Here is a 23,905-nt window from a genome sequence, read left to right as displayed (position 1 = left end):
GGGAGCCGCAGCCCGGTATGAGGTAGCTGAGGAGCTGCGCTGCCAGCCGCTTTGCGGGGCATTGACTCCTGAACAGGACCGCGTGGTTGGCCTAGCGGTGGATCAGTTGACGGCCAGGCTGTTGGCCTTCTCGAAGACGGCCAGCGCCTGCTGATCACGCAGGCCAGTGACTGCCACATCCCTTCCTGCGCGCCGCCATGACAGTGTCTTGCGTTTGTGCGTGATGAGAGTGAGACCGCCGCCTCGGGTGGGGTTCGCGGTGACCCGGATGCGCATGCGGGTGTCGCGGAGAAAGGGCGCTTCCCAGGTGCCGGTGCAGGTCTCCCGCCAGTCCGCGATCTTAATTTTGGCGAGTTGATCGCTCATCTCGCGGGCACTCTGGAAGCGGCGGGCCGGCGCGGGGTCCATGGCCTTCTGGACGAACTTGCGTAGTGATCGGCACGCCCAGGCAGGGAGTACGAGGTCTTCCCTACGCAGCGGTGACTCTCCCTTGGCCAGGGCGTCGACGGTGGCCGTTCTCGAGTACGAGTCGTAGTCGAACTTGCCGCGCAGAAGCTCCAGGAGCACCACGCCTAGGGAGTACAGGTCAGATGCCCGAGTCAGGCCGTCGCCGGTGAGCAGTTCGGGCGGGGAGTACAGCTGCGGCGCATTCACGCCGGGGGTCCTTCCCTCGCCGTCCATCTTGCCGGCCAGGCCCAGGTCGCCGAGCTTCACCGTTTGGGCGTCACCGGTGAGGAAGAGGTTCGGGCTCTTCACGTCGCGGTGCAGGATGCCGTAGCGTTCGTGCATTTCCGCCAGCCCTTGCAGGGCGGCCCGGATGATGCGCAGCGCCTGGCTGGGAGTGAAGTACTTGCCGGCTTCGAGGGCGTCGGTGACGCTGCCCTCCTCGTAGAAGGGCATGAGCACCTCGACGACCCGCATCGGCGACGGGAAGCCGGCCACGGAGGCAACCGAGCGGACCTTCACCACATTGGGGTGGTCGATCATCTCCATCACCTGTGGTTCCATCAGGTCTGCGCCGTCTTCGACCTCCGAGAGGTCGACGCGCTTGCCGACGAGCCAGTTCGCCAGGTCCGGGTCCCACCACACGCGGACCTCGTGTAGACCGGTCGGCATGGTTTGCAGGCACTCGTAGTTGAGGGTGAGTCGTCTCTCACGCTGCTTCACGCGCGGTCTCCTTCGTCAACGCGTTGCGGCGCGCTAGTTCTCGGACCCGTCGGTGACGTAGGCCAGGGCGGCGGCGAAAGCGGCTCCTCGCCCCGCGTTCCAGTATGGCGGCCGTTGTGTCAGCCCGATTGTCTCGTGACTGAAGGTGCCCAGGGAAGCTGGGGGGATACCGACGACCCGGCCGATCTGTTCTGTCTTCAACTCCTTGTAGAGCACGTTCTGCTGGGCGCACGAGAGCATCAGCGCCGAGATCAGGGAGATGCGCTCCGTCGCCTCCTTGTACGTCCAGTTGCCGTGCTTACGCGTCCCCACGAGGACCACGGCGTCGGGAGCGAGGATGCGCAGATCCTGGGTGATCCTGTCGAACGTGTCAGCCAGCCGCTCGGCCCCCGACAGGCCGACGGCGGGAACCAAGCGCGCGGGAGCGCCAGCCAGCACAGCAGCAGTGGCGCCCTGCGGGACATCGAGTGCTCCGAAGTGCAGTACGCCGGAGGAGACGGCAACACCGAGAACCTTCACAAGTCACGTCTTTCGAGAGGAGGAAGGGGCGCCGGCCCATCAGAAAAGTGCGCCCAAGGACGCGCAGAGCGCGGTGGTCAACCGCGCCACCTATCGTTTGACGAGCCGCAGTTGCGGGCGCGCGGGTGCAGACTGCTGCCCACCGCCCTCGACCGCGACCGGGACCAAGCCGAACACATACTCATTGAGCTCCGGGACGTAGATGTCCAGCTCCGCCGCCACGTCCGACGGAGACTTCTTCAGCGGATCCCGCAGCACGTCGAACACCTTGGACAGCAGTTGGCTGCTTTCGCGGACCATCGAGGAGTCGGGCTCCGCTTTGCGGTAGCCGCGGCGGGCCAGCTCCTTCATGGTCTGGCTGTAGCGCCACTCGGACAGCAGCTCGAGTTTGCGCAAGCGGTAGGTCAGGGCCATCGCGGAGACGCCCCACCGGCGTTTGGCGCTCAGTATCCGCTCGGGGGAAGCGTTGTGGAGTCGCTGCGCGAGGATGCCCGCGCGCGGCATCAGGAAGGCAGAAGCGAAATCGTTCGCCTCTCCCTCCGAGTCCCTGCCGTGGGGGATGCGGTGCTCGCAATGCAGCACAAGATGTCCCAGTTCGTGGGCGGCGTCGAACCGGCCGCGTTCACCGGTCTTACGGGTGTTCAAAAAGACGTACGGGGTGCCCGTGTTGATGGTGGAGAACGCGTCGATGTCCAGGCAGTCCGACGGCAGGGAGAACACCCGCACTCCGTGTGCCTCCAGCAGATGCACGGTGTTCGGGACCGGGGCTTCCCCCAGCCCCCAAGCGGCCCGCACCTGTTCGGCCGCTGCCTCGGGATCCAAGTGAGGATAGGTGGGCAAGTCGGGCCGGGGCAGTTTGAACAGGCCCTCAAGCCAGATATTGAGAGCCACGGCGATGGCTCCCGAGCTCAGAGCGCTGTCGCGTTCCGTCGCCGTCATCTTCGACGGCGCTCTGAAACTCACGGAGTCCAGCTGCAGCTCCGCGGGCCGGGGCGCGGAGAAGAAGGAGACCGGGTAGTGAAGGGCTGCCGCGAGCGCGGACAGCGTCTCCGGTGAGGGAACCTTTCGGTGGTTCTCGAACGCAGTGATGCTCTGCGCCGAATACCCCGAGGTGCGAGCCAGTTCCGCCAGCGTCATACGCCGCCGTCTGCGCGCCAGGACCAACCGTTCAGGGGTGAACACGTTCCCTCAGCTCCCACTCAGTCTCACGTCAACTCGGCCAGCCCCCCAACAGCTCCACCACGACATCCGGTCCGTCGCCGTCACTCGGGTCGTCCAGCAGCCCGATGTCCGCGCCCGGGTCATTAAGATCCGGAAGGACCAGCGGGATGCGTTCCTGCCACTCGTCGATGACCTTCCCGTTCATCTTGATCGGCAGAGACAGCTCGGCGCTGATCACTCCCTCGTCCCACTTGTACAGCAGGCACCACGTCGGGATCTGATCAAGCTCCCGACCGTAGAGCACTTCGTCGTGACTCATGAATGCGAACTGGCCGTTTTTCTCCACCAAGCGCGCCATCGCGGGACCCTTCGGGTTCTTCGACCGCACGCGCGCGTTGAGGTCACCCACGCCACCCTTGGCGCTGATCGCGGTGACCGCGTGGCTGACGCTGGGGTGGATCATCCGGAGGATGCTGTCGCGGGAGGTGCGCCCCCACCCTTCCGGATCGAGGGCTTCGGCGAGATACCGGTTCGTACGGCTCCAGAACATGAAGCCGCGCATCGCCGGCGCGTCGAAGTCGGTACACGTGCGGACGTCAGCAGCCGCCAGGTCGAGTGCCCCGTGGAACAAGTCCGTCGAAAAGTCGAGCTGCGCGAGCCGCTGCCTGCACTGCTCCGGATCCAGGTTCTGCAAAGCCCCCTCCAGGCAACCGTGAGTTTCAAAAACCATACCTCAATCGAGGCGCTGTTTTTGAAACCCGAGCCATCATCGCATGTCAGTTCGAATATGTCACCTTCGCTTCACGCCGGAGACGGCGCCTGGCCTCCGCAAGCCCGCGTGGTGCCGCCAATCCGGGACCATGCGGGCAGGCCCCTGCCTGGATCACCCAATCCAGGGATAGCACCACAGCTGTTGCAGTGCCTAGACTCCCTCATATAACCGCTGAGCTGCATGTTTTACCTGAGCGTCGGTTCGCCACAGGCTCCATCCCCCAGAGAAGCGGCGGTGGCCCACTCGTGCCAGGGCGAGACAGCCGTCTTGAGGGACAGGGTCACAACAGCAGCAGTCAGGGAGAAGCCGGCGAGGAACGGGCAGCGACACAGCCCATCGTGCTCCGAGCATCAGGCATCCCGGAGCGTTCCGGAACCGCCCACCGTCGGCTCCGTCGCTCTCGCCATGACTGCGCATCGTGATCGGCCATGTGCATCCTCCGCTCGAGGGAGGAACGACCCTTTCGACATGGGAGCCATCTACATAGTCATTTTTAGCCGCGATGTCTGAACGTGCCACTCATGCGTCGCCTCGGCGGCGGTCCGCTGATGTGCACCAAGACGAGGTGTAGTCCTCGTCCAAGAACCTCGCAAAGCCGCATCTACTGAGGTGTTCGGCGGCTCGGGATGTGGTCGGAGAGATGAGTGACGCCGGTGGCCGCTTCGAGCTCGGCCCGCATCTGGCGATTTTCGACCGACAGCCGGTGGATCTGGGCGACTGCCAGGTTCACGGTCGCGGTCAGTTCCCGGTTGGCGCGTCGGAGTTTCGCGTTGCGGGCAATGAGCCGGTCGTTCGGGCTGGGCCCCTCGGGGGCGACCGGCGCTTCCTGCGGTCGGCGGGCGGCGGCGATCTTGCTGACGACTTCAGGGAAGTTGCGGCGGAAGGTGGTGTTGGACAGGCCGAACCGGCGGGCCAGGTCCAGGACGGAGGGCTGTCTGCCGCTGCTTCGGCAGGTGTTCAGCAGTTCGTCGAGGGCTTGGTCGACGCGTGTGGGGCTGGGCAGGTCGTTCCTGCTCACGTTTCCTCCTCGGCGGTGCGGTCGAGGAACCGGGCGATCTCGTCCCGGCGGTGACGCAGGCGTGTCTCCAGCAGTGGCGGGGGCGGCAGCGGGGCTGCGAGGCGGCTGGTGATCTCGGAGAGTTCGGCCTGCCACTGCTCCCGGTTGGCCGGGGTGAGGGCGACGTTCTGGCAGGCCAGGGGCTGGCAGCCGCCGTGTTCGGGTAGTCCTTCGGCGGCGGTGGTCCGTGCCTTCTCGCAGAGGGCTTTCGCCGGGTCGTGGACACAAGTGATGAACGTGCCCGGATAGACGGCCGGGTCGTGCTTGCGCATGATCCGTTTCAGGCGGGCCGGGTCGAGGACGACCTGGCCGGTGAAGCTGGCCCGTCGGCCCAGGGTCTCCAGGCGGCGGGCTGCCTCCGCGGCGGCTGGCCCCTCTATCTGACGGTGTTCGTGGGCGTCGACCATGGCCAGCAGGTGTTCGCCGCGGGCCAGTGCTTGTTCACTTTCGACCTCGGCCCGGAAGCCGGAGTCACTGGTGCCCGCGTAGCCCTCGAACATCTGGATGCTCTGGTGCTTGTAGTGCAAGGCTCCGGCAATCGTCCCGCCCGGGCGACGGGCGATGAACCAGGCCAGAGTGCGGCGGAACTGGCTCGTCGTGAGCTTCCAGGGCCGGCCGTCGACGTCCGGGATGCCGTCGGTCCTGCCGTGGTCGGTGCAGTACTGGTTGATCCAGCCGATGAACTGGTTGAGGTTGCTGTTGGTCGTGGAGTTCGCCATCACCCCGCCCGCGGCAATGCGCTCGGCGTGTTTCTTGCCCGCGCTGTGCAGCAGGGCGGCGAACAGCATGTCCTGCCTCGTGGGTTGGAGCCGTTCCATGACCTTGATTGCCCGGGCGACCGGTGCCCCGACCAGCCAGACGGCCGGGACTCCTTCGACATCGTCGGCGCCCTTGAACGCCAGGCTGGCCAGCCGCCATCGATAGGCGGTGCCCTGGTCGTCGATCTCGACGCTGAGGCTGTCGCGCCGCAGGTGCTTGATCTCGCTGTCCCGCATGCCTGACAGATAGGCGATCACGATGTAGCAGGCGGACTGCAACAGCCGTCCCAGCACCGCGACGCTGTGCGGATGATCAGGTCGGCGGGTGACGGCGTCGATCCATGGCCGGCCCTCCAGGACGGCGGTGATGGGACCGGAGAACGTCAGGACGTCGCCTGCACCGACCCGGGCGAATGCCTCCTCGACCTGAGCCCGGTAGGAGTAGAGGCTGGAGGGATGGCAGTTTAGGTCCTCGGCCAGGGCATATAACGAGTAGTTCCCCTGGGTGCCGGGCAGCGGCCGGCCGGCCGAGACATGCTCGTCGAGGAGTCTCTGGAGCCGGTAACCGAGGTTTTTCGGGCCGCTCCCGGTGCCCAGGGCCTTGGGGCCGTCCCTGCGACGCCGTTTCTGCCAGCGCCGGTCACCGGCCAGGATATCGTCGGCGAACTCGTCGACGAACCGCAGCGACCAAGCCAGCAGCGGACCCAACACCTCCTCAGGGATCCGGGAGTGAGCGTTCTCGGTGCGGCCGCGGCGGACCGGCTCCCCCCAGCTGTCCATGTGGCCCGGGTCGAAGGCCAGCCGGCCCGCCTCGCGCATGCTGTGACGCCAGCGCCAGAAGTAGCGGACCGCTGCCCGTGCCTTGACTCGTTGCGAATAGCTCGTCCTCGGCCGGGTCAGCAGGTGCCGCTGGTAGTCGTCCAGATCCGCCCCGGTCAGCGACGTGATCGACCGGGCTTGCTTGGCCTTGGCCAGCCAGAGCAGGAACTGGTGGACTTCGCCGAGGGCTGCATGCAAGGTGGCGAGGCCCGGACGGGTCTCCCCCGGCGGCAGCGGGCCCGACAACAGGCCGTAGTAAAGCTCCTTCACCAGCGGCCGGTAGGGAGCCGGGATCTTCGGGAAGTTCAAGATCAAGGACCGTCGGTGCCGCTGGTGGTCGGCCGGGTTCAGCAGCCAGACCGGATCCGTGAACCGGGAGGTGCCAGCCAGCTCCGTGCCCGGCCGCAGGGGCCTGTCGTGCAGCACGAACACCTCGTGCAGAGCATCAGCGTGCGGCGGGACCGCGGCGACGGCGACGGTCACGGGACCTCCCAAGGATCTTCGGCCCAGTCCAGGAGCGAGTCGTCGGGGATCTGCTCGCGGGCGGCGGCGACCTGCTCGGGCGAGAACCGGGTCAGGATGTCGTGGCGGATCGCCGCCCATGCCTGCCCATAGCGGGCCCACCAGACCTGTTCGCTCAGCCGCTGCCGACGCTCGATCAGCGACTTCATCAGCCCCAGCAGCCGGGGCAGGTGTCCTTCGGTGATCATGCAGTTCCCGCAGGAGAAGCAGGACAGGAGCGATGCGGTGCAGGGCTGACGGGTCACCGGGTGGTCCTTCGGATCACGGCATCCGCTCCAGGGTCCGGCTGCCGCCGGACCCTGGAGCCGCCCGGGCCGGACGGTCAGACCGCCGCCCGCCTCCTCAAGGGCCCGCCGGTGGGCGTCGAGCGCGGAGCGTTCGGCATCCGCCAGTGCCTCACCGATGACGTCGTCAGCCCATTCGCGGATCGTCATATCGCCCCGCAGGTAGTCCTTGAACAGCACCGGGAAGGTGTTCGAGCGGGCAGCGGACGGCAGATGCCCGCCCATCTTCTTCGTCCGCCGGGCTTCCATGCTCGTGCGAAGCCGCTGAGCGGTGACCTGCAACAAGGGCGCCTCAGTATCGGGCGGTGCGTCGGCCAGGACCGGCTGGCGCCGGCCCCGGTTCCAGTTCGCCAGGTTCAGCAAGCCCGGGGCCAGGGACTTCACGAACGGCCCGTAGTGCTCGCCCGGGCCCACCTCGGCCCCCGGCGGTTGCCGTTCGCCCAGATGGTCAGCAGCTGGTCTCCCCCGGCGAACGACCGCGACCGGGCCGTCAGCCGGTGCAGCAGCAGATAGAGGCCGCCCGGGGTGTGCAGTTCGCGTCCCTCGGCCCCGATCTCCCAGGTGACCGTCTCGAACCACTTGCCCCGACCACGACGGCGTTTGATCAACTCAACCTCGACCGCCTTGCCCTCCAGGATCCGGTGGCGGGCAGTCAGCTCCTTGACCGACTCGATGTTGCGTTCGCTCAGGGCGACCATCAGCAGCAGCAGCGGCGCCAGGTCCCGGAGAGTGATGAACAGATGGCCCGCCAGCCGGACCCGTGTCTTCCACAAATACCGGCCGTCCTCCGCCGGCCAGGGGACCGTGCCGGTCTCGGCCATGCCGATCAGCCGCCTGCCCAGTTCCGCCTGGCCCTCGGGCATCTGCCCCGCTCTCGCCTGGGCCAGCAGTCTCTCCCCCGCCTCGATGCGGCGGCGGACCGCCGCGGTGTCCGCCCGGACCGCGGCCAGCAGCCGGGCAAGCTCACCCTCGCTGTAGCCGCTGCCGGATCCGGCCCACTTCTGCCGGGGAAAACGGCGCTGGATGAAGTCCGCAACGTCCGGATCGATCTTCTCTTTCAAGGGGGAGGTGCCCAGCAGCTGGTTGACGACATGCAGATCCCCGCAGATCTTGCCGCCCTCGGTGCGGAGCCGGTGGAAGTCCTCCAGCATGCCCACCCGCAAACCGTCGACCGTAGCCGGGGCATCGGACAGAGCCGCGAGGAAACCCAGCACGCGTTCGATCGCATAGAAGGCGGTCCGGGCCGACGCGAGTGTCCTGACCGTGCCGGCCGGCCCGCAGCGGGCAGCCCAGGCCGTGGCCAGGTCCTCGTGCCAGCCCGGCAACGGCGTCTGGCCGATGTCGAAGACGCCCTCCCGGCCGTCATCACCCCGAAACGGCACCAGCAGGCCGTCCGGAGACGCCACCACCGCAGGGTCCGGCTCGTAGAGCCCCTCAGGGACAGCGGCTTGTCGGCCCGGTCCGGTGCTGCCCCTGCCCGACCGCTTCATGCCACCACCGCCTCGTCCATGCCTGTCGGGGCAACGGTGTCGTCGCCGATGTCGGCCAGAGGACCGTCCCGGACGTCCTCCCAGGTGTCCGGGACCAGCGCCATCCGCGTCTCCATCTCCAGCTCCTGAAGGGCATGCAGATAGATCAGCGTCGACAAGATCGTCTTATGCCCGAGCCGGCGCCTGACCCAGTCCAGCGGATCGCCGAACACCCTCACGTAGTGGCCCCGCTGAGCCTCGTTCATCTCCGCGAGCTGGGCGATGTGACCGCGCTGGAGCTGTTCCAGCGTGATCACCGCGAAGGTGTGCCGCAGCAGATGCGCGTGGACCGCCAGGCTCACCCCAAGCCGGGAACAGCGCTGGTTGGCCGTGGTGAACACCGACTTCCAGCCCGACGCCGTCATCGGCATGCCGTGCTCGCCCAGCCAGAGCATCGCCGGTTCCAGTCCGTGTTCGGTCTCCATCATCAGCCGACGCCGCTGAACGTCCTTGAGCTGTTTCAGCTTCAGCCGCCGCCCGGCCTGACCGACGGTGTGCACCACGTCCGGCCGGGACAGGTCGGCGATCACCAGCGGACGACGAATGCGGTCATAGCGGCCGGCCGTCCTCGCCTCGGCCACCACTTCGGCCCGGTCGACCGCGATGTAGAAAGCTGCCTCCCGCACCAGCGAGCCGGGCAGGTAGATCCAGCGGGCGGAGAAGTACTTGGCGATCACGCCCGGCAGCCAGAACCGGCGGTAGCCCGGGAGCGCCGAGGGCAGCGGAACCTCCGGAACGGTGATGTGGGCTTGCTCCGACAGCCGCATCCCCGTCCGCACCAGCGTGTCGGAGAACAACGCGTTCCGCGACGCCCACCGGCCCCTGAACGAGGAATCCAGCAGCCCATCCGGCCCGAACCCCCGCAGCCCGACATCCCGCCAAAGCCGATAGGACGTCGGCGGCAGCCATTCGATCCTTTGGTCGCGCTCGTCGTGCGCGAACGTCGCCGGAACCGTGTCCAGCACCGGTGACCCCCGCCGCATCACCCCCGCCGGTCCGGGCCTTCGCGGCCGCTGCGGGATCGGCATGGCCGCAACATGCCCCTGACGCATCGCCCAGACGTAGAACTGGTTGACGTGGCTGACCTCCTGGCACCACGTCCCGCCTTCGACCATAGGGCCGGCTTCATCCTCACGACGCCATGAGTGGTAGGCCAGGTGATCTTCCTCGCGGGCATCACGCCACGACCAGCCGCCCCGGGCAGACCACAGGAAGTTCAGGAACCCGCACAAAGCCCGGCCCCGGTTGGCGTTGGTGTTCCACGGCGCCACCATCACGTGCGGCTGGCGGAAGTACGCGTTCAGATCCACGTCGTACTCGAACCGCGGCGACAGCAAGTACGGCAGGCCTTCCGGCAGCCCCTCCTCGTCCAGCCAGGCATCCACACCGCCCCACAACCGCACAATCTGTGGAGCAGACTCCGGACACTCAAGGTCGCGTCTCACGAAACACAGACGCCACCGCGAGCTACTCGTCACTCACGCAGCGTACCGAGACTCAGGCCGGTCAGTGACCGAAAGCGCACAAGTGGCCACCATGAGGAAGCGGGCGGGGAGGCGGACGACGCCCGCGCTGCGGGCGACGACGACGTGTCCGGCCTCCAGGGGCTGGCGCAGGGAGTCGAGGGCCTTGCCGGTGAATTCGGGTGCTTCTGCAACGGACGGGGAAGGCACCCGCTAGAAGCGCCTAACCCAAGGCACGAAAGTCGCAGGTCAGCACTTCCCCAGGAGCGTCTCTCATGCTCCACTGGAGAGTGCACCATGACCGATACGTCCCCTACCTCCCCTCGGGGAGTCTGCAACACCGCCATCTACGCCCGCTTGAGCCGCGACCGACGAGGGCTCAGCGAGAACGTCTCCATCCAGGTCAGCGAGTGCCGTGACTACGCGGACGAGAACGCCTGGCCGGTGGTCGGGGTCTTCCCCGACAACGACATCAGTGCCTCGAAGTACTCGAAGAAGCCCCGTGAGCACTACGACCTGCTGCTCAACGCCGTCAAGCAGGGCCAGGTCAACATCATCCTGATCACGGAGATGCCTCGGCTGTACCGGCGGCTGGAAGAGCTGCTGGAGCTGATCAAGCTCGCCGAGACGACCAAGCTCCAGCGCATCCAGACGACCGATGCCATCAGCTACAACCTCGACAGCGCCGAAGGCATCCACGCGGCGATCAACGCGGTCAACAACGCCATGTTGGAGGCGGCCCGTCTCTCCAAGCGCATCAAGCGCAAGCAGCGGGCCCGCGCTATTGAGGGGAAGTTCCACGGGGGCGGACGGCCCTTTGGGTACGAACCTGGCGGCCTGGTTATCCGCGAGTCAGAGGCTGGGGTCGTCCGGGAGTGTGCTCGGCGCTTCATCGCTGGAGAGTCCATCGGCGACATCACGCGAGACCTCAACGAGCGGGGCGTGCCGACCGCCACCGGCAAGCAATGGCGGATCGAGAACCTCCAGCGCACGATCATGAAGAAGCGGAACATCGGCGTGCGGGAATACGAGGGCCAGGAGTATCCAGCAGAGTGGCCGGCCATCCTCACCCGCGAACAGTGGGACCGCATGGAGGCCCAGCGCCTGAGCAAGGAGTGGCGCTGGCCCAAGACGCAGACTGGCGTACGCAAGTATCTGCTCACCGGCTTCATCTACTGCGGCCGGTGTGGTTCCAGGATGTACAGCGGCGGCCGGGGGCCGGAGGGCGGCCGACCGTCGCAGCGTCGGTATCGATGCCGGCCTCACGACAACTACGGCAACGCGAGCGGGTGCAGCAAGACCTTCCGTATCGCCGAGCCGGTCGAGTTGCTGGTGACCCAGGCTGTCTGGCAGGTCTTCGATGATCCGAAGGTCGCTGTGTTCCTCTCGCCGCAGGTCGATGAGGACAAGGTGCGCCGCTTGGTGCAGGAGTTTGAACGACGCAAGGGCAAGCTCGACCAGCTGGTCACCGACTACGCCACCGATGTCCTCAGCCGCGACCAGTTCATCCAGGCCAAGGGCATCGCCGAAGCCTCGGTCCAGGAAGCCCGAGAAGCCTTGAGCCACTACCAGAGCGAGACGTCCCTCGCCCACGTGCCGGCAACGCAAACGATCCGGGATGCGTGGGAGACCTCGGGCCTGGAGTGGCGGCGCAACATTCTGCGCCTGGTGGTCGACCGGGTCATCGTCCACCCCGGTCGACCCGGCACGAAGCGCTGGCATGGGTACCACTTCGATCCCGAGAAGATAGAGATCAAGTGGAAGTTCTAGCGCCTGGGCCGACGGCGAAGACGCCTTCTCGCTGACCGATAGGAGCTTCGAGCCGGACGCCGAGTCTGGGTGTTACTGATGGCCGACCCGGGGACGACCTTGTCGTGGCATCGAGCTGAGCGTCGTCTCGTTCGAGCGAACGGCAAAGGTGAGATCGGGCCGGAGAAGATCACTGTGGGACGGAGCGTCTGCTGCTCCGGCGGCACGATCCGAGTGGTGCTCGAATCGGAGGGCAAGTCGGCCGCGGTCGAGACCACGTACAAGCTGAAGTGACCGTGCCCGTCGGCTCGCCGGAGTGGACGGGCAACGCGGAGTTGTTAGCGCCAGCTAGCGCGGGTCAGCTCTGCTTCGCTTCCCATATTTTGACGGTTGTCTGTGCTGTATTCGCAACGGCATTCACCGAATTGAGCTTGATGAGTACTGGACGCCGGGCGTCGGTTAGCATGCAAGCGCTAGCACCGACGGGTAAAGAAATCGGATGCGTGGCTTGAGTCTTCGCCAGCAGAGTGCACTCCGTGATGTCCGGAATCCTCCCATTCGATATAATGGCCAAGTCGGCGCTACCAAATGTGGCAGACTTATTGTCGCTATTTACGCCATTAAAGGAAATATCCCAACCAGAGTCGTTCTGCTCTGGCGGGACTACGTCTAGATCGTGATGCCCTGTGAAGAGCAGCCGTCCTGACCAGCGAATGGCAGACGAATCGGGCACAGAGGGGGCGTCGGTCGAAGTGTCCGATGAGCTCGTTGCGCCGGGCGGGACCGCTGTGACGGTAGTGCTCGTGGTGACGGTCGCCGTAACAGTTGCAGAAGTTCCTGTTGGTGAATTGACCCCTGCCGCCGGCAGGCCAATAAACCCTACAAGGAACGTGAGTGCTGAAACCGCGGCGCCGATCAAGGAAGCCACGGCAGTCCAATGCTCGGGCGTCTTGCGGGGGCGCGGCGTGCCACTGGTCGTTGGAGTTGAATAAGTCATGACGATCGCCCCCCGAAATGCACCTTGAATCTGATGGTCCCACTCCGGCTGTCCGCAGCACCTGTCTCAGCTAGGATTGTTACAGTCAGGACCGGTGGCATTCCGTAATGCTATGGCCAGGGATGCCTCGGCCGTTAACAGGTCGATGCAATGCGCCCTTACCTGCTAGCGGACCCGATTCAGATCGTCGCCCCAAAAGCGAGCAGCGATAATCCTGGCAGGTTCACAGCTGATACATATTCCCTTCCAGCCACTCCCGCTGCTCTGCGCTCAGCCCTATCGCACCGTCCAGATGGATGTACCGCACGTCCGCTTTGGCCAGATCTACCTCAGTCAAGTTCGCCTCTGTGAAGTTGGTAAAGGTGAGATCAGATCCAACGATATTCGCCCCTGTTAGATCTGCCCCAGTGAAATTCGTCTTGACAAGCCTCGCTTTGTCAAGCCTTGCTCCAGCGAGGTTCGCCCCTATGAACTTGGTGGTAAATAGGTTCGCCCCAGTCAGGTTTGCCTCAGCGAGATTGGCGCCCGTGAGCTCTGCTCCAAAGAGATCGGCGTGTGCCAAGTTTGCCCCGCTGAGATCCGCTCCAGAGAAGCTGGCACGCCTCAGATCTGCCCGATAGATCCCAGGAATATAAAAACCCCTATGGGACCACACATCGGCTCCTGTGAGGATCGCACCAGCCAGGTGGAGCCCGGATAGGTCAACGACGGCGCTGGAGATATAACCCCGCTGCATGGAACGGACTAGGAGGGTGATGGCCTGTTGGACATCGGCTTCGGGTTTAGATGGCAGAGCCGCTTGGCTTCGCGGTTTGAGGGTGCGTTGCCGAGCTGCTCGGCGTGCAGCCGCGACTCTGTCAGTTGTCGAAGACCGCGTTCCCTCTGCGCGTGGGGCACGCTGCCGAATGAACTCGTTGAGGACTTGCACTATTTGGAATGACTGATCCGGGGCATCCTTGATGATCTGCTCCAGGGCGAGAAGACCGCCCATGCGTCCGTACATCTCCTCAGAGCCGAGATGTTCGAGTGCCTTTGTGAAGCGGTCGGTGACCTGGCCCCGAAGGCTGAGACGGTAGTTGAACGCGGTGAACAGCAATGCGACGCCGGCACCGAAGACCGCCGCAAGCTGCACGATCGCGGTCCGAAATCCTGTGACCAGGGCGGCGGAACCGTCCTGCAAGCCCGTCCTGCTGAGGTACTCGCCGTCGACCCACCACGGCCCGCGCCAGATCAGCACGAGTACGACGGCAACGAACACCCCCACACCCACGCCGGCGAGCAGCAGCGACAGCCGCGCTCGTGTCCACATATGCACTAGAAGTACCTTGTGGCGAATCTTCATGACCCATGACAGCGCGGTGACACGTATCCACGCCAGACTGTCAGCAGTGCCACACGAGATCGACTTACGCGCCCCCGGCCGCCGATCAACCTTAGGGACGGCGTCGATGGGCGGGCGCATGAGCCAGCGCACGCGCCCCCACGGCGCCTCGGAAGTAAGCGAGCATCCATATCGCTGGCCGCGAGGAGCCTTATCTACCCTCCGAAACGCCATGGCCAAAGGCGTCATGATCGAGCACATTCGCCGACAGATCACTCGGTTGGAAATTCCACCTAAGCGATCAAAAGAAATGTCCGGTTTGACTTCATATGGGCCGCGAGTGAAACGATTCTGCTTTGGCCATCGGTTTGCGAATTCCTGAGAACCGCCATGCCGGTTCGATATGTCGGCTTGATGACGAGCTGCCCGCACACTCCAAGCAGACCGCGATGCACTAGCCTTCGGTTGGACTCAAGGCGGCTGTCGTTCTGTGCCTCTGCGAGTGGGGTTCTACCGAGTGCGCGCCTGGAGACTTCTCCCACGGGGAAGCGCCACTCAAACTCCTTATACGGGCGGTATGAGCGAAGGGTTCAACGGTCAATGGCGCGTAAGGTTTCGCGCGAGCTCTCCGGGCGGACGATCCGTCGAGATCAGGTGGAATGCCTCGTTGAGGCGGTGGAACGTGCGTTCCCCTCATCTTCAGAGCGCGAGTTCTCCATAGCCATTGGGGACGTCGTCCATACGGGCACGTCCCTTGACGGTGCCATGAGAGCAGCAGGCCGACCAACCGTCGTCGACAACTTGGCGATTTCCGACCGGGTCGGGGCCAAGGTCTTTGTTTTTGAGGCTAAGCGAGCTCGGATCAAGATCAAGGCTGAAGGGGGCGAAGAGCACTTCCCGGTGGGGTTCTGCGAGGACGTCCAGGCGATCCTTCGGACCCGCACCATGCGGCTGCGCCAGCTCCTGCCTGCCCGCATGCGGCGCATCACCGACTGGTGTTTGCCGGTCGAAGCGGTCCTGGCTGCCATCGCCATCCTGATCGCGTCGGTCACGGCCGGGTGGCCGACGGCCCTCGCCGTCACCGGCATCTCCGCGTTTGTGCTCCTGACCACCTGGGTCGCGCGGCGGCGCTTTTCGACCTACATCTTGCTCAAGGACGATGCTCGGGAGCCCTGGAAGCGGACAGAGAAGCTGGCCCTCGCGGGCACCCTCGTGGGCCTGACCGTCCCGATCGTCGTAGCCCTGATCGTGAACGGTCCGAACTGGTTCAAGGACAACGGCCCACCGGCGACACCGAAGTCGGGCTCCACCGGGCATGCCGCAGGCTCCTCTGAGGGCGCAGGCTCGCGCGCCGCAACCCCTGGCTTGTCGCGTGACAGCGAGCGCTCGCCGCTGACGAAGGTGACGGTCGAGCCCGCGGTGGGTGTGGCCGGCGAGGCCTTCACGCTGAGCGGCAAGGGCTTCGAGCCGGGCGCGGAAGTCTGGGTGTCACTGCTGGCGGGGCCGGGGACGACCTTGTCGTGGCATCGAACTGAGCGCCGTCTCGTTCGAGCGAACGGCAAGGGTGAGATCGGGCCGGAGAAGATCACCGTGGGGCGGAGCGTCTGCTGCTCCGGTGGCACGATCCGAGTGGTGCTCGAATCGGAGGGCAAGTCGGCCACGGTCGAGACCACGTACAAGCTGAAGTGATCAACAACGCCCGACGGCTCGGTAGATCGGTGCCGTCGGGCATCTCTATGGCCCATCTACATGCCGAGAACCCGGTCCGCACGTGCCCACAAGCCCTGCCTGTTCCCCGCGCGGGCCGGGCACAATCCTCATTCTTCCCTGATCTCCATCGGCTTCACATTGGGGCTGCTGGTCGCCAGGGGCGAGTAGATCACCTCTCTAACACCCCGTTGATCGTAGGTCGCTAACCACCACAGGCGTTAACTTGCATTCCGGCTACAGTCCAGCAAGAGAGCAAAAACGGAGTTTTCCCGACTACCTTGACCACTGCGCCGTAGCAATTCACACAAGACACCGCAAACATTGACGCGTACGACACCCTGATTTCCATATCCCAACGTGGGAGCATTAGGGGATGACTCGCAGATTAATGCGGTGGCAGCGCTTGCGTGCGCCTGGCCTGGTGATAGCCGTCGTGGCCACAGTCTTCGTCAGTCTCATACCTGGCGTAGCCGAGGCCGACATCAGGCGCCCCAACAACGCCGAGACCGAGATCGAAAGCTACTACCGAGAATTCCTCGGCCGCCCCTCCGATCCCGGTGGCTTCACGAGCTATCGCGACCGAATGTGGAGCGACTGCAAATTCGGAGTACTCGCCGCCGGCATGATGATCGGCGACAGCCAAGAGGCGCACAACCGACTTCGCTCGCCTCGTCCCTTCGTGGCAGCGATGTACCGGGCGTTGCTCAACCGTAACGCCGACCCCGGCGGCCTCCAGACCTACGTCAACGTCGTTAACACTCGCGGCTATCGCTGGGCGATCAGAGACATCCAGGCTTCTGGAGAGTTCCACAACCGGCTTAACGCGATGTGCCAGGGCCGACGGGGCTCCATGACGCAAAACGAGCTCAAACCGGACCAGGCTGTCTCGGCAGCCATCGGCATCAACGACGCAGGGATGACCCTCATCAAGGCATGCGCCGTCGGCTCGGTCATCGGTCTCGTCGGTGGCCTGACGACGAGGGGTCTGTACGAGGCAGGTAAAGCCATCAAGGCTGCAAAGCTAGCCTTGGGCGCGGCCATCCAGAAGGGCGCCGCAGGAGACTGCCTATCGGCCTATCAGGTCCTTCAGGCCGCCGACGACGTCGTGGAATCCGCCCGCTATGAACCCGCGGCCACGAGTCCTGGCTACAACAACCCCACCTACGTGTATTTGAACCAGTGGCACGCATGGAAATGGAATGGCCGCTGGTGTCATGTCCAGATGGGTGCTGGCTCATCGGCGCCCGAACGCTCGTGGCGCGAAGTTAAATTCCGCTGCTGATACGGCGATGGGCGCCACCTCGGCGCCATGGATCATGGCTGCGGGGTGGACGGGGTGTCGAGCAAGAGCACCCCGTCCACTGGGCTGGTCAGGCCTCCGGTACAGCGGTCAGGGGATCACGAACGTCACGCTGTACTTCGCTCGTGTCACCGCGACGTACAGCTTGAAGCGCCCACCGTCAGCTAGCTCGACCTGGCGGTTTTGGTAGTACTTGATCATCGGCTCGGTTGGGAAGATCAGCACCCGATCGAAGGTGCAGCCCTTGGACTGCCCGAAGTTCATGGCCGGCAGGTCTTGCGTGTTGGTCCGCTTGTCCCATCGCAGAACGACCGGGTTGTATCTCTCGACGTAGGCAGCCACCTCAGTCGGCGTGATCGTGGAGACGCCGTCATGACCGGTGATCTCGGTGTTCTTGGAGACCGTTCTCGGCAAATCCGGGAAGAGGTCGTCGGCGAAGTCGCAGATCTCCTGGTTGCAGCGATAGCTTTCGGCGCGATGATCGACTTGGCAGGTGTCCTTACGCTCGGCCAACCAGTCCGCGATACCGCTGCCCTTGTACCTCTTGTTCTTGGTCGCGTTGTTTGTCGCGAAGGTGGCCTGTCGAGGATCACCAACCATGGTGACTGCGACCGGCGACTTCAGCAGGAGGTCGAGGAGTTCGAGGTCGTAGCCGGCGAGGTCCTGGACCTCGTCGACGTAGATGTGATCGAAGATCTCGGCCAGCCGGTTGATGACTTTGCCACCACTCCGACGGTCGGCCTCGTAGGCAAACGCAGCCACGGCGTCACGGAACATGTCGCCGTTGGAGTCGAGGTAGTACCGCTTAACGTTCGTCTTGGGGATGAACCTGTTGCGCTCCCTGACGAAGTTCAACCCACGCATCACCCCAACCTCGTCGAGCACAGCGCTTTGGTAGGGGCGGGCGCATTGGTTCAGTAGGAACGTGAACCAGGTCATGACGGTGACGTGGCCGGGCAGCATCCCCGTGCCGCCGCTCAAGCGCTCCACCAGCTGGTTCACGTTCTCGGTCGTGTATGTGGTCACGAGCACGCGTTGGGTGGGGTCGCTGAGTACGCAGTCGACGATGTGCTGCGTCTTGCGAGAACCGGCGGCAGCCAGGACGGCCAGGTTGTTATGCGACGGCATCGGCAATGTACCCCGGCATGGTGATGGTCTCGGTGGTCTCGAAGACAGCCAGCGCGCAGGTGGTCTTGCGCGCCTTCATGAACGCGAGCAAGTCGTCGTCCGTGGTGAAGGCCTGTCCGAAGATGGTGTTGAGCTTGGCGCGGCCGTTGGCTTTGAGGAGCTGCGGTTCCAGCGTCGGGAAGTCCTTGTCCTCGCCCACATGCACTGAGATGTTCGGGTAGCCCGCGAAGCTGTCGTAGCGGGCCTTCACCTCGGCCGCGTCCTTGTGGTCGTTGTCGGTGACGACGGCAACCTTGTTGTGCTCCAGCAGGGAGGCGATGTCGAGGAACCGTTTGAAGGACAGACCGCGGATGTTGAGGACGTCAACGCCGGCTTCAGCTGGCAGGCAGCCGTGGGCGTCGCGGTAGGCGCGCTGAACGATTAGCTCGTCGGACGGACCCTCGACCAGGATCGAGCGGCGGGCGAGCACGACGCGCAAGGTGTCATAGCCCGACAGCTTGCGGAAGTAGTCCCGCGTGCCGGCCGGCAGACTGGACAGGCGGAAGCCTTGCTGCGCGGACAGCAGGACGAGGTTCTCCAGGCCCAACTTGTTCAGTACGTACGAGCTGTGCGTGGTGATGAAGACCTGCTTGCCCTCACACTTCGTGCTGATCTTGTGGATCAGCTTGCCAAGATTCGGGAACGACAGGTGGTTCTCCGGTTCCTCGACCAGGACAACGTGCGCCTCTTCCACCTGCTTGTTCAAGGCCAGGAGAATCTTCAAGGTGCTCTGCTCCCCCTTGCCGACGAACTGGAACGGCAGGTCGTCGAGGTGAGGCACGATGTTGCTCTCCCAATTGGACTTCTGGGAGACGTCGATGTTCAGGGTCAGCTCGCGGTCACTGACCTCGCGCCGGCCGTCACGCAGCTTCTCGTTGATCTTGACGATGGCCTCGTCGCTGACGAAGTTCTCACGCAAGCTGCGATAGGCCCGAGCCAGCTCGACCCGCTCGCCGGTCTCCAAGCTCTGGCTGATGATGCCGTTGAGGTAGTAGTCGACGCCACTCTGGAGGTGGATGTTGGCCGCGTCGATCAAGGAGGCCGTGGCAGGGATACGTTGGAAGGTGATGCCGTTGCCGCCGAAGTCGAGCCAGTCGACCTTGTAGTACTCAGTGGGCACCAGCCGGACCTGCGCTGGGTTCTTGATGAACTCGCGGTACTCCGCCTCGTAGTCAGGGTTGAGCGACGCCCGGATGCGGACACCAGGCTCGTCGCTCTTGAGGAGGTTGTTGGTCCCCTTCAAGGTCGGCGGCGCCGTCTTACCGTCCAGGAACAGGTCGATGACGATCTCGGGCGGCCGCGCTACAGCACCATCCCGTAAAGCCGCGATGTACTCGTCGACAACGTCCTTGTTGAACAGGTACGGCGAAAGCTCGTGCGCTAGGAGTCGACCGTGGATGCGACCGGTCAGCGCGAGGCCAATGGCTTCCAGGAGGGTCGACTTCCCCCGGTCGTTGTCTCCGACCAAAATGTTCATCTTCGGATCGAACTCAAGCGTGAAATCTTGGAACGTCCGGTAGTTCTTGATGATGATCTTGCTGAGCACGATCCCCCCGGATTACATATGTTCCATTTTACGATCACCTGGCGATTTCTACGAGCCCAAAGTGAGCACCAGAGACAGGAGTTGCCCTATATGCCTACTGATATGACCGGAGCTCCGGAGCGTAGCAGGCACATAAGGGAGCCGCCACAAAACGACCAAAGTGCATGCAATCGAACTTTTGTTCAATCTGGCCACAAGGATCTATCGAAAGGCAGCGCGCCTAGCCACTGGATGCCCGACAATCGCCTTCTGATCAAGGAGATGCGATGGCTGTGGACATGAAGTTCGAGGATGGCACGCTGCTACGGCTGAGGTCGCCGGAGCCGGGCGGGATACCGGCTATCTCCCTCATGCCAGGACTTGGCGCTCACCGCCTGGCCGTGCGCGTCGAGATTGAACGGCTGAACGTCGCTGAGGGCATCAACCAGGCCATGCTGTCAGGAGAGCTGCGGGCGACGGACGGCCGGGGTTGGGTGGGATCGTTCTTGCCAGCGCCAGTGCCGCTGCGGACCAAGGCGAACGTGAGGACCGTGGACCTGATCATCCCAGTCACCTCCGAGCAGGTGCTGGCGCTGGAGCAACACCGCAACGGCCAGGACCTAGCAGTCACCCTCGATGTTGAAGGGGCGCTGCCACAGACTGGGGGCTATCCGTTCGCCCATGCCCAAGAACAGCGGCGCATCCCGGCCAGCGTCTGGGAGAACCAAATCGAGCAGCTGGGCCTGGCAGTGTCGTTCACCATCACGGTGCCACTGCCCCTAACCGGCGGGCCCCTGGCCGCTGCCGCGGGGCATCTGCGAACTGCGGACCGTCAGATCACGGCCGGCGAGTACCCCGATGCCATCCGCGAGACCCGGCTGGCGGTGGACGCGATGCGCAAGCTGAACATCTGGCCGCAGAACGGCGCCAAGAAGCGAGACGACCAGGACCAGGGAGACCGGTACGGAGTTCTGCTCGATCGACTGGCGGATCAGGCGGATGGCTACGGCGAGTTGCTGCGGGCTCTGTTCAACCAGGCGAGCGGGCCTCAACACAACGACGGCCCGATTGGCAGCGCCGCGTGGGTACGAGACGACGCCATCACGCTCAACGGTATGGCAGCCTCGCTACTTCACCGGCTCGCTGAAGAGGTCCGGACGGGGCGCCAGTAGGCGAGCCAGTCATGGGCGAGCCAGGCCCAAGACTTCGCTCGTAGGGCTGCTTACGCCCGGCTGAACTGGGCAGATGCGTAGCTGGGGTTCTAAGCGCTTGACGGCTCGTCCCTGTCAGTTCGGGCATCCGGCCGAGTTGTAGATGAGCAATCCGGTGCCAACTTCGCGGAAGTTCCGCGCCAGTCCTGCCTGGTGGATCTCGCGCAGTTCCTAGTGACTGACGTTGATCTTCGCTGCAGGGAGTTTCTTGCACCTCATCAGGGGCGTGCGATCCGCCGGTTCGCAACCAGATATTGATTCCGCCGGACCCTTTCTCGGCGCCCACCGTGTGCTGCCCACCATGCTGTACTCATGCACACGGGTGGAAGGCGCCGAACGGCATTCACTTGCGGGACGATCGTGGCGTTGGCGGTTGTGCTGGCGCCCTTCTTGGACCAGCCGATACCCAAGGCCAAAGTGGGGGACATCGACCCACTTGGCGCAGCCATCGGGTTGCTGGCGTTAGTCGTCAGCATCTGGGCCGGGTGGCTGTCCGTGCGGACACTGCGGTGGCAGGAGACCGACGTGACCACGGCAGCGGCGCTGCTGGCCAGAGCGGTGTTGGTCGCGGAGAGCGACGCGCGGCGCCAGTTGCTCGGCGCCCATGACAAGACCATCGACGTGGAGTTCGACTTCCGTCCTGCCGCGGCCCATGACGCCATGGGCGCTGCTCTACTCGGGCGCCTGGCGGAAGTGGTGGCATATTACCGGCAGTTACGCCCACGTCGGATGGTTATCACCGGAGCACCAGGGGCGGGTAAGACAGTGCTGGCCGTGGAACTGATCCTGGGACTGCTGGAAGACCGGGCGCCCGAAGATCCCGTGCCTGTGCGGCTATCAGCCGCCGCTTGGGACACCGATCAACCAGTGGAAGCATGGCTATCGACGCGCTTGAGCGAGGTATACCGGGTGCCGCCCGCCACGGCCACGGCATTGGTCGCCGCTCACCGGGTGCTGCCGGTGGTGGATGGTCTGGACGAGATGGACGACGGTCCCGCTCTGGTCTATGCCTCCCGTGCCGGCCGGGCTCTGCGTGCGCTGAACGCCTATCAGCACGGGCGAGGCAAGGCGGAGCTGGTGCTCACCTGCCGCAGTGATCAGTACCAGGCGCTGGAGGCGATGCGAATATGGGTACAGGATGCCGCGCACGTGGAGATCCGCCCGGTCAGCGCCGTCAAGGCACGTGACTTCCTCAACCGCAGGGTCAGCGAACTGACTCGATGGCGGCCCGTGCTCCATGAGCTCGGTCACCATCCGTCGGGACTGCTGGCCCAAAGCCTGTCCACACCCTGGCGGCTCACGCTGGCGGTGACCATCTACGAACAACGCGACCCACGCACCGGCATCTACGTGCACAACCTCGAAGATCTGCTCGCCCCAGACCTGAACGCCCTTGAGGCGATCCGTGACCACCTTCTGCGTCTGTTTATCCCGGCTGCCACCGCCCTGCATCCTCGCCCCAAGGGCGCCTCCTACACGCCGGACCAGGTCCATGCCTGGCTCGCCGTCCTCGCCGGCTACCTGGATAACAACATCGCGACTGGGCGGAGTGCGGCGGGCAGACCGCTGCCGAGCACCGATGTGGTCCTACACGAACTGTGGCCCCTGGCAGGATTGCGCCGCCCTCGCCTGGTCCACGCAGCAATGATTGTTGGGGCGTGGAGCATGGGTGCCGCCGCCATCGCGGCTCATGCGGCTACATCCTCCACCTCGGTGTATCTCCTCATCCTCACCGTCTCCATATGGGCTTTGGCAGCCTTCTGGCCGGCGTTCGTGGCGTGGCAGGGCGTTTGGCCCGAGGCGACCCGAGCAGACCTGTACCGATTGCGGACGCGCTCTGGAGCGCGCCACCTGTCGTCCGGTCTTCCCGTCGGACTCGCCGGAGGAAGCGTCGCGGGGATCGGCGTCGAGTTGGCCGCCGGTGTCCCCGCCGGAGTCTCGGTAGGGGTCATGACCGCGCTCGCCGCCGGGCTCGCGGCCGGGCTCGCGGCCCCTGGGAGGATCGAAGCGGGTGACCCGAGGGACATGGTGCGCGACGACCTCGCGTTCGGCCTGGGGTTCGGCTGTGCTGCCGCGCTCGCCGCCGGGCTCACGGGCGGCCTCGCCGGGCTTACGGGCGGAATCGCGATGGCGCTTGCCGGTGCGTTCCTGGGCGGGGTGGCGGGCAGACGATTGGGCAAGACCACATCTGGGGTCATGTTCGGCCTGACAGGAGGTGGCGCGGTCACTTTCCTGGGAACGCTCACGACCGAGCATGCTGGCCTGCTCACAGGCGTGCTCACAGCCTGGCTGATAGGCGGACTCGCGATCGGGATCGGGGGCGGCCCCGTCCTGGGCATCACGGGCGGGCTGGCCGGGACACGGTATATCGCCCTGTTGTTGTGCACCCGGCGGTGGAATGACCAGTGGCTGCCCTGGCGGCTGGGGCAGTTCTTGAACTGGTGCTACGAGGCGGCCCTGATCAGAGTGGCCGGCGGAGGCTACCAATTCCGCCATCGAGAACTGCAGGACTACCTAGCCCGGAACCCGATCCCGTAGGCAAGACGCACGGCGCCCGGCGGCGGGTTCGGCCGGCGAATCCTTCTCGCTGACCGGTAAGGGCTTCGAGCCGGGTGCCGAGGTCTGGGTGCCACTGCTGGCAGGTCCGGGGACGACCTTCTCGTGGCATCGGGCGGAGCGCCGTCTCGTTCAAGCGAACGACAAGGGTGAGATCGGGCCGGAGAAGATCACGGTGGGGCGAAGCGTCTGCTGCTCCGGCGGCACGATCCGGGTCATGGTCACCCCCGAGGGGAAGATGACCGCCGTCGAGACGACGTACACGCTGAAGTGATCAACAACGCCCGACGGCTCGGCAGATCGTGCCAGGCGGACCTA

17 protein-coding genes and 1 pseudogene are annotated in these 23,905 nt (G+C 64.9%); 5 read left to right on the top strand and 13 right to left on the bottom strand.

What is annotated here, in order from left to right:
- Window positions 1–102: 102 nt before the first annotated feature.
- The 10 genes and pseudogenes from BX283_RS28845 to BX283_RS28800 all read right to left on the bottom strand — a co-directional run.
- Window positions 103–1,167, bottom strand: a complete 1,065-nt coding sequence (locus BX283_RS28845) for a serine/threonine-protein kinase (protein WP_101390400.1) — start codon at window positions 1,165–1,167, stop codon at window positions 103–105.
- Between the two features lie 33 nt (window positions 1,168–1,200).
- The gene (locus BX283_RS28840; protein ID WP_101390399.1) at window positions 1,201–1,686 is read right to left on the bottom strand and encodes a hypothetical protein; all 486 of its coding nucleotides are present in this window, start codon (window positions 1,684–1,686) and stop codon (window positions 1,201–1,203) included.
- A gap of 90 nt (window positions 1,687–1,776) precedes the next feature.
- Window positions 1,777–2,868, bottom strand: a complete 1,092-nt coding sequence (locus BX283_RS28835; RefSeq protein ID WP_101390398.1) for an ImmA/IrrE family metallo-endopeptidase — start codon at window positions 2,866–2,868, stop codon at window positions 1,777–1,779.
- Between the two features lie 28 nt (window positions 2,869–2,896).
- Window positions 2,897–3,541: a hypothetical protein gene (locus tag BX283_RS28830; protein ID WP_143676489.1), complete on the bottom strand. Its 645-nt coding sequence runs from the start codon at window positions 3,539–3,541 to the stop codon at window positions 2,897–2,899.
- A 679-nt stretch (window positions 3,542–4,220) separates the two neighbouring features.
- On the bottom strand, window positions 4,221–4,637 hold the full coding sequence (locus BX283_RS28825; protein WP_101390396.1) for a hypothetical protein: 417 nt from the start codon (window positions 4,635–4,637) through the stop codon (window positions 4,221–4,223).
- The gene (locus tag BX283_RS28820) at window positions 4,634–6,736 is read right to left on the bottom strand and encodes a hypothetical protein (RefSeq protein WP_101390395.1); all 2,103 of its coding nucleotides are present in this window, start codon (window positions 6,734–6,736) and stop codon (window positions 4,634–4,636) included. The genes BX283_RS28825 and BX283_RS28820 overlap by 4 nt, the downstream gene beginning before the upstream one ends.
- A complete protein-coding gene (locus BX283_RS28815) occupies window positions 6,733–7,443 on the bottom strand; it encodes a hypothetical protein (protein WP_143676488.1) in 711 nt (236 codons plus the stop codon). Before BX283_RS28815 ends, BX283_RS28820 begins: the two co-directional genes overlap by 4 nt.
- The gene (locus BX283_RS28810) at window positions 7,440–8,465 is read right to left on the bottom strand and encodes a hypothetical protein (protein ID WP_143676486.1); all 1,026 of its coding nucleotides are present in this window, start codon (window positions 8,463–8,465) and stop codon (window positions 7,440–7,442) included. The genes BX283_RS28815 and BX283_RS28810 overlap by 4 nt, the downstream gene beginning before the upstream one ends.
- An 80-nt stretch (window positions 8,466–8,545) precedes the next feature.
- Window positions 8,546–9,973 carry a site-specific integrase gene (locus tag BX283_RS28805; protein WP_180357281.1) on the bottom strand — a complete coding sequence of 476 codons (1,428 nt, stop codon included), beginning with the start codon at window positions 9,971–9,973 and terminating at the stop codon, window positions 8,546–8,548.
- Between the two features lie 93 nt (window positions 9,974–10,066).
- Window positions 10,067–10,240: pseudogene (locus BX283_RS28800) on the bottom strand (ATP-binding protein); the annotation flags it as partial.
- 108 nt (window positions 10,241–10,348) lie between these two features.
- Between BX283_RS28800 and BX283_RS28795 the strand changes: the two are divergent.
- Window positions 10,349–11,821, top strand: coding sequence for a recombinase family protein (locus BX283_RS28795; protein WP_101390392.1), 1,473 nt, complete (start codon window positions 10,349–10,351; stop codon window positions 11,819–11,821).
- Between the two features lie 1,199 nt (window positions 11,822–13,020).
- Here BX283_RS28795 and BX283_RS28790 read toward each other — a convergent pair.
- The gene (locus BX283_RS28790) at window positions 13,021–14,139 is read right to left on the bottom strand and encodes a pentapeptide repeat-containing protein (protein WP_180357280.1); all 1,119 of its coding nucleotides are present in this window, start codon (window positions 14,137–14,139) and stop codon (window positions 13,021–13,023) included.
- 780 nt (window positions 14,140–14,919) lie between these two features.
- Here BX283_RS28790 and BX283_RS28785 point away from each other — a divergent pair.
- Complete coding sequence (locus BX283_RS28785; protein ID WP_143676484.1) at window positions 14,920–15,807, top strand: hypothetical protein; 888 nt, start codon at window positions 14,920–14,922, stop codon at window positions 15,805–15,807.
- Between the two features lie 454 nt (window positions 15,808–16,261).
- Window positions 16,262–17,110: a DUF4214 domain-containing protein gene (locus BX283_RS28780; protein ID WP_180357279.1), complete on the top strand. Its 849-nt coding sequence runs from the start codon at window positions 16,262–16,264 to the stop codon at window positions 17,108–17,110.
- Window positions 17,111–17,218: 108 nt separating this feature from the next.
- On the opposite strand, the gene BX283_RS28775 is transcribed toward BX283_RS28780, so the two are convergent.
- Window positions 17,219–18,256, bottom strand: a complete 1,038-nt coding sequence (locus tag BX283_RS28775; protein WP_101390388.1) for a UvrD-helicase domain-containing protein — start codon at window positions 18,254–18,256, stop codon at window positions 17,219–17,221.
- Window positions 18,243–19,841, bottom strand: coding sequence for an ATP-dependent endonuclease (locus tag BX283_RS28770; RefSeq protein ID WP_101390387.1), 1,599 nt, complete (start codon window positions 19,839–19,841; stop codon window positions 18,243–18,245). The genes BX283_RS28775 and BX283_RS28770 overlap by 14 nt, the downstream gene beginning before the upstream one ends.
- Window positions 19,842–20,107: 266 nt before the next feature.
- Between BX283_RS28770 and BX283_RS28765 the strand changes: the two genes are divergently transcribed.
- Entirely contained in the window at window positions 20,108–20,992 is an 885-nt protein-coding gene (locus BX283_RS28765) for a hypothetical protein (RefSeq protein WP_101390386.1), read from the top strand.
- Between the two features lie 414 nt (window positions 20,993–21,406).
- Entirely contained in the window at window positions 21,407–23,569 is a 2,163-nt protein-coding gene (locus BX283_RS28760) for an NACHT domain-containing protein (RefSeq protein ID WP_257584401.1), read from the top strand.
- Window positions 23,570–23,905 lie beyond the last annotated feature (336 nt).

Origin of the sequence: Streptomyces sp. TLI_146, from assembly GCF_002846415.1 — a bacterium.
GTDB lineage: Bacteria > Actinomycetota > Actinomycetes > Streptomycetales > Streptomycetaceae > Streptomyces.
This window is presented reverse-complemented; position numbering and strand designations above follow the sequence as displayed.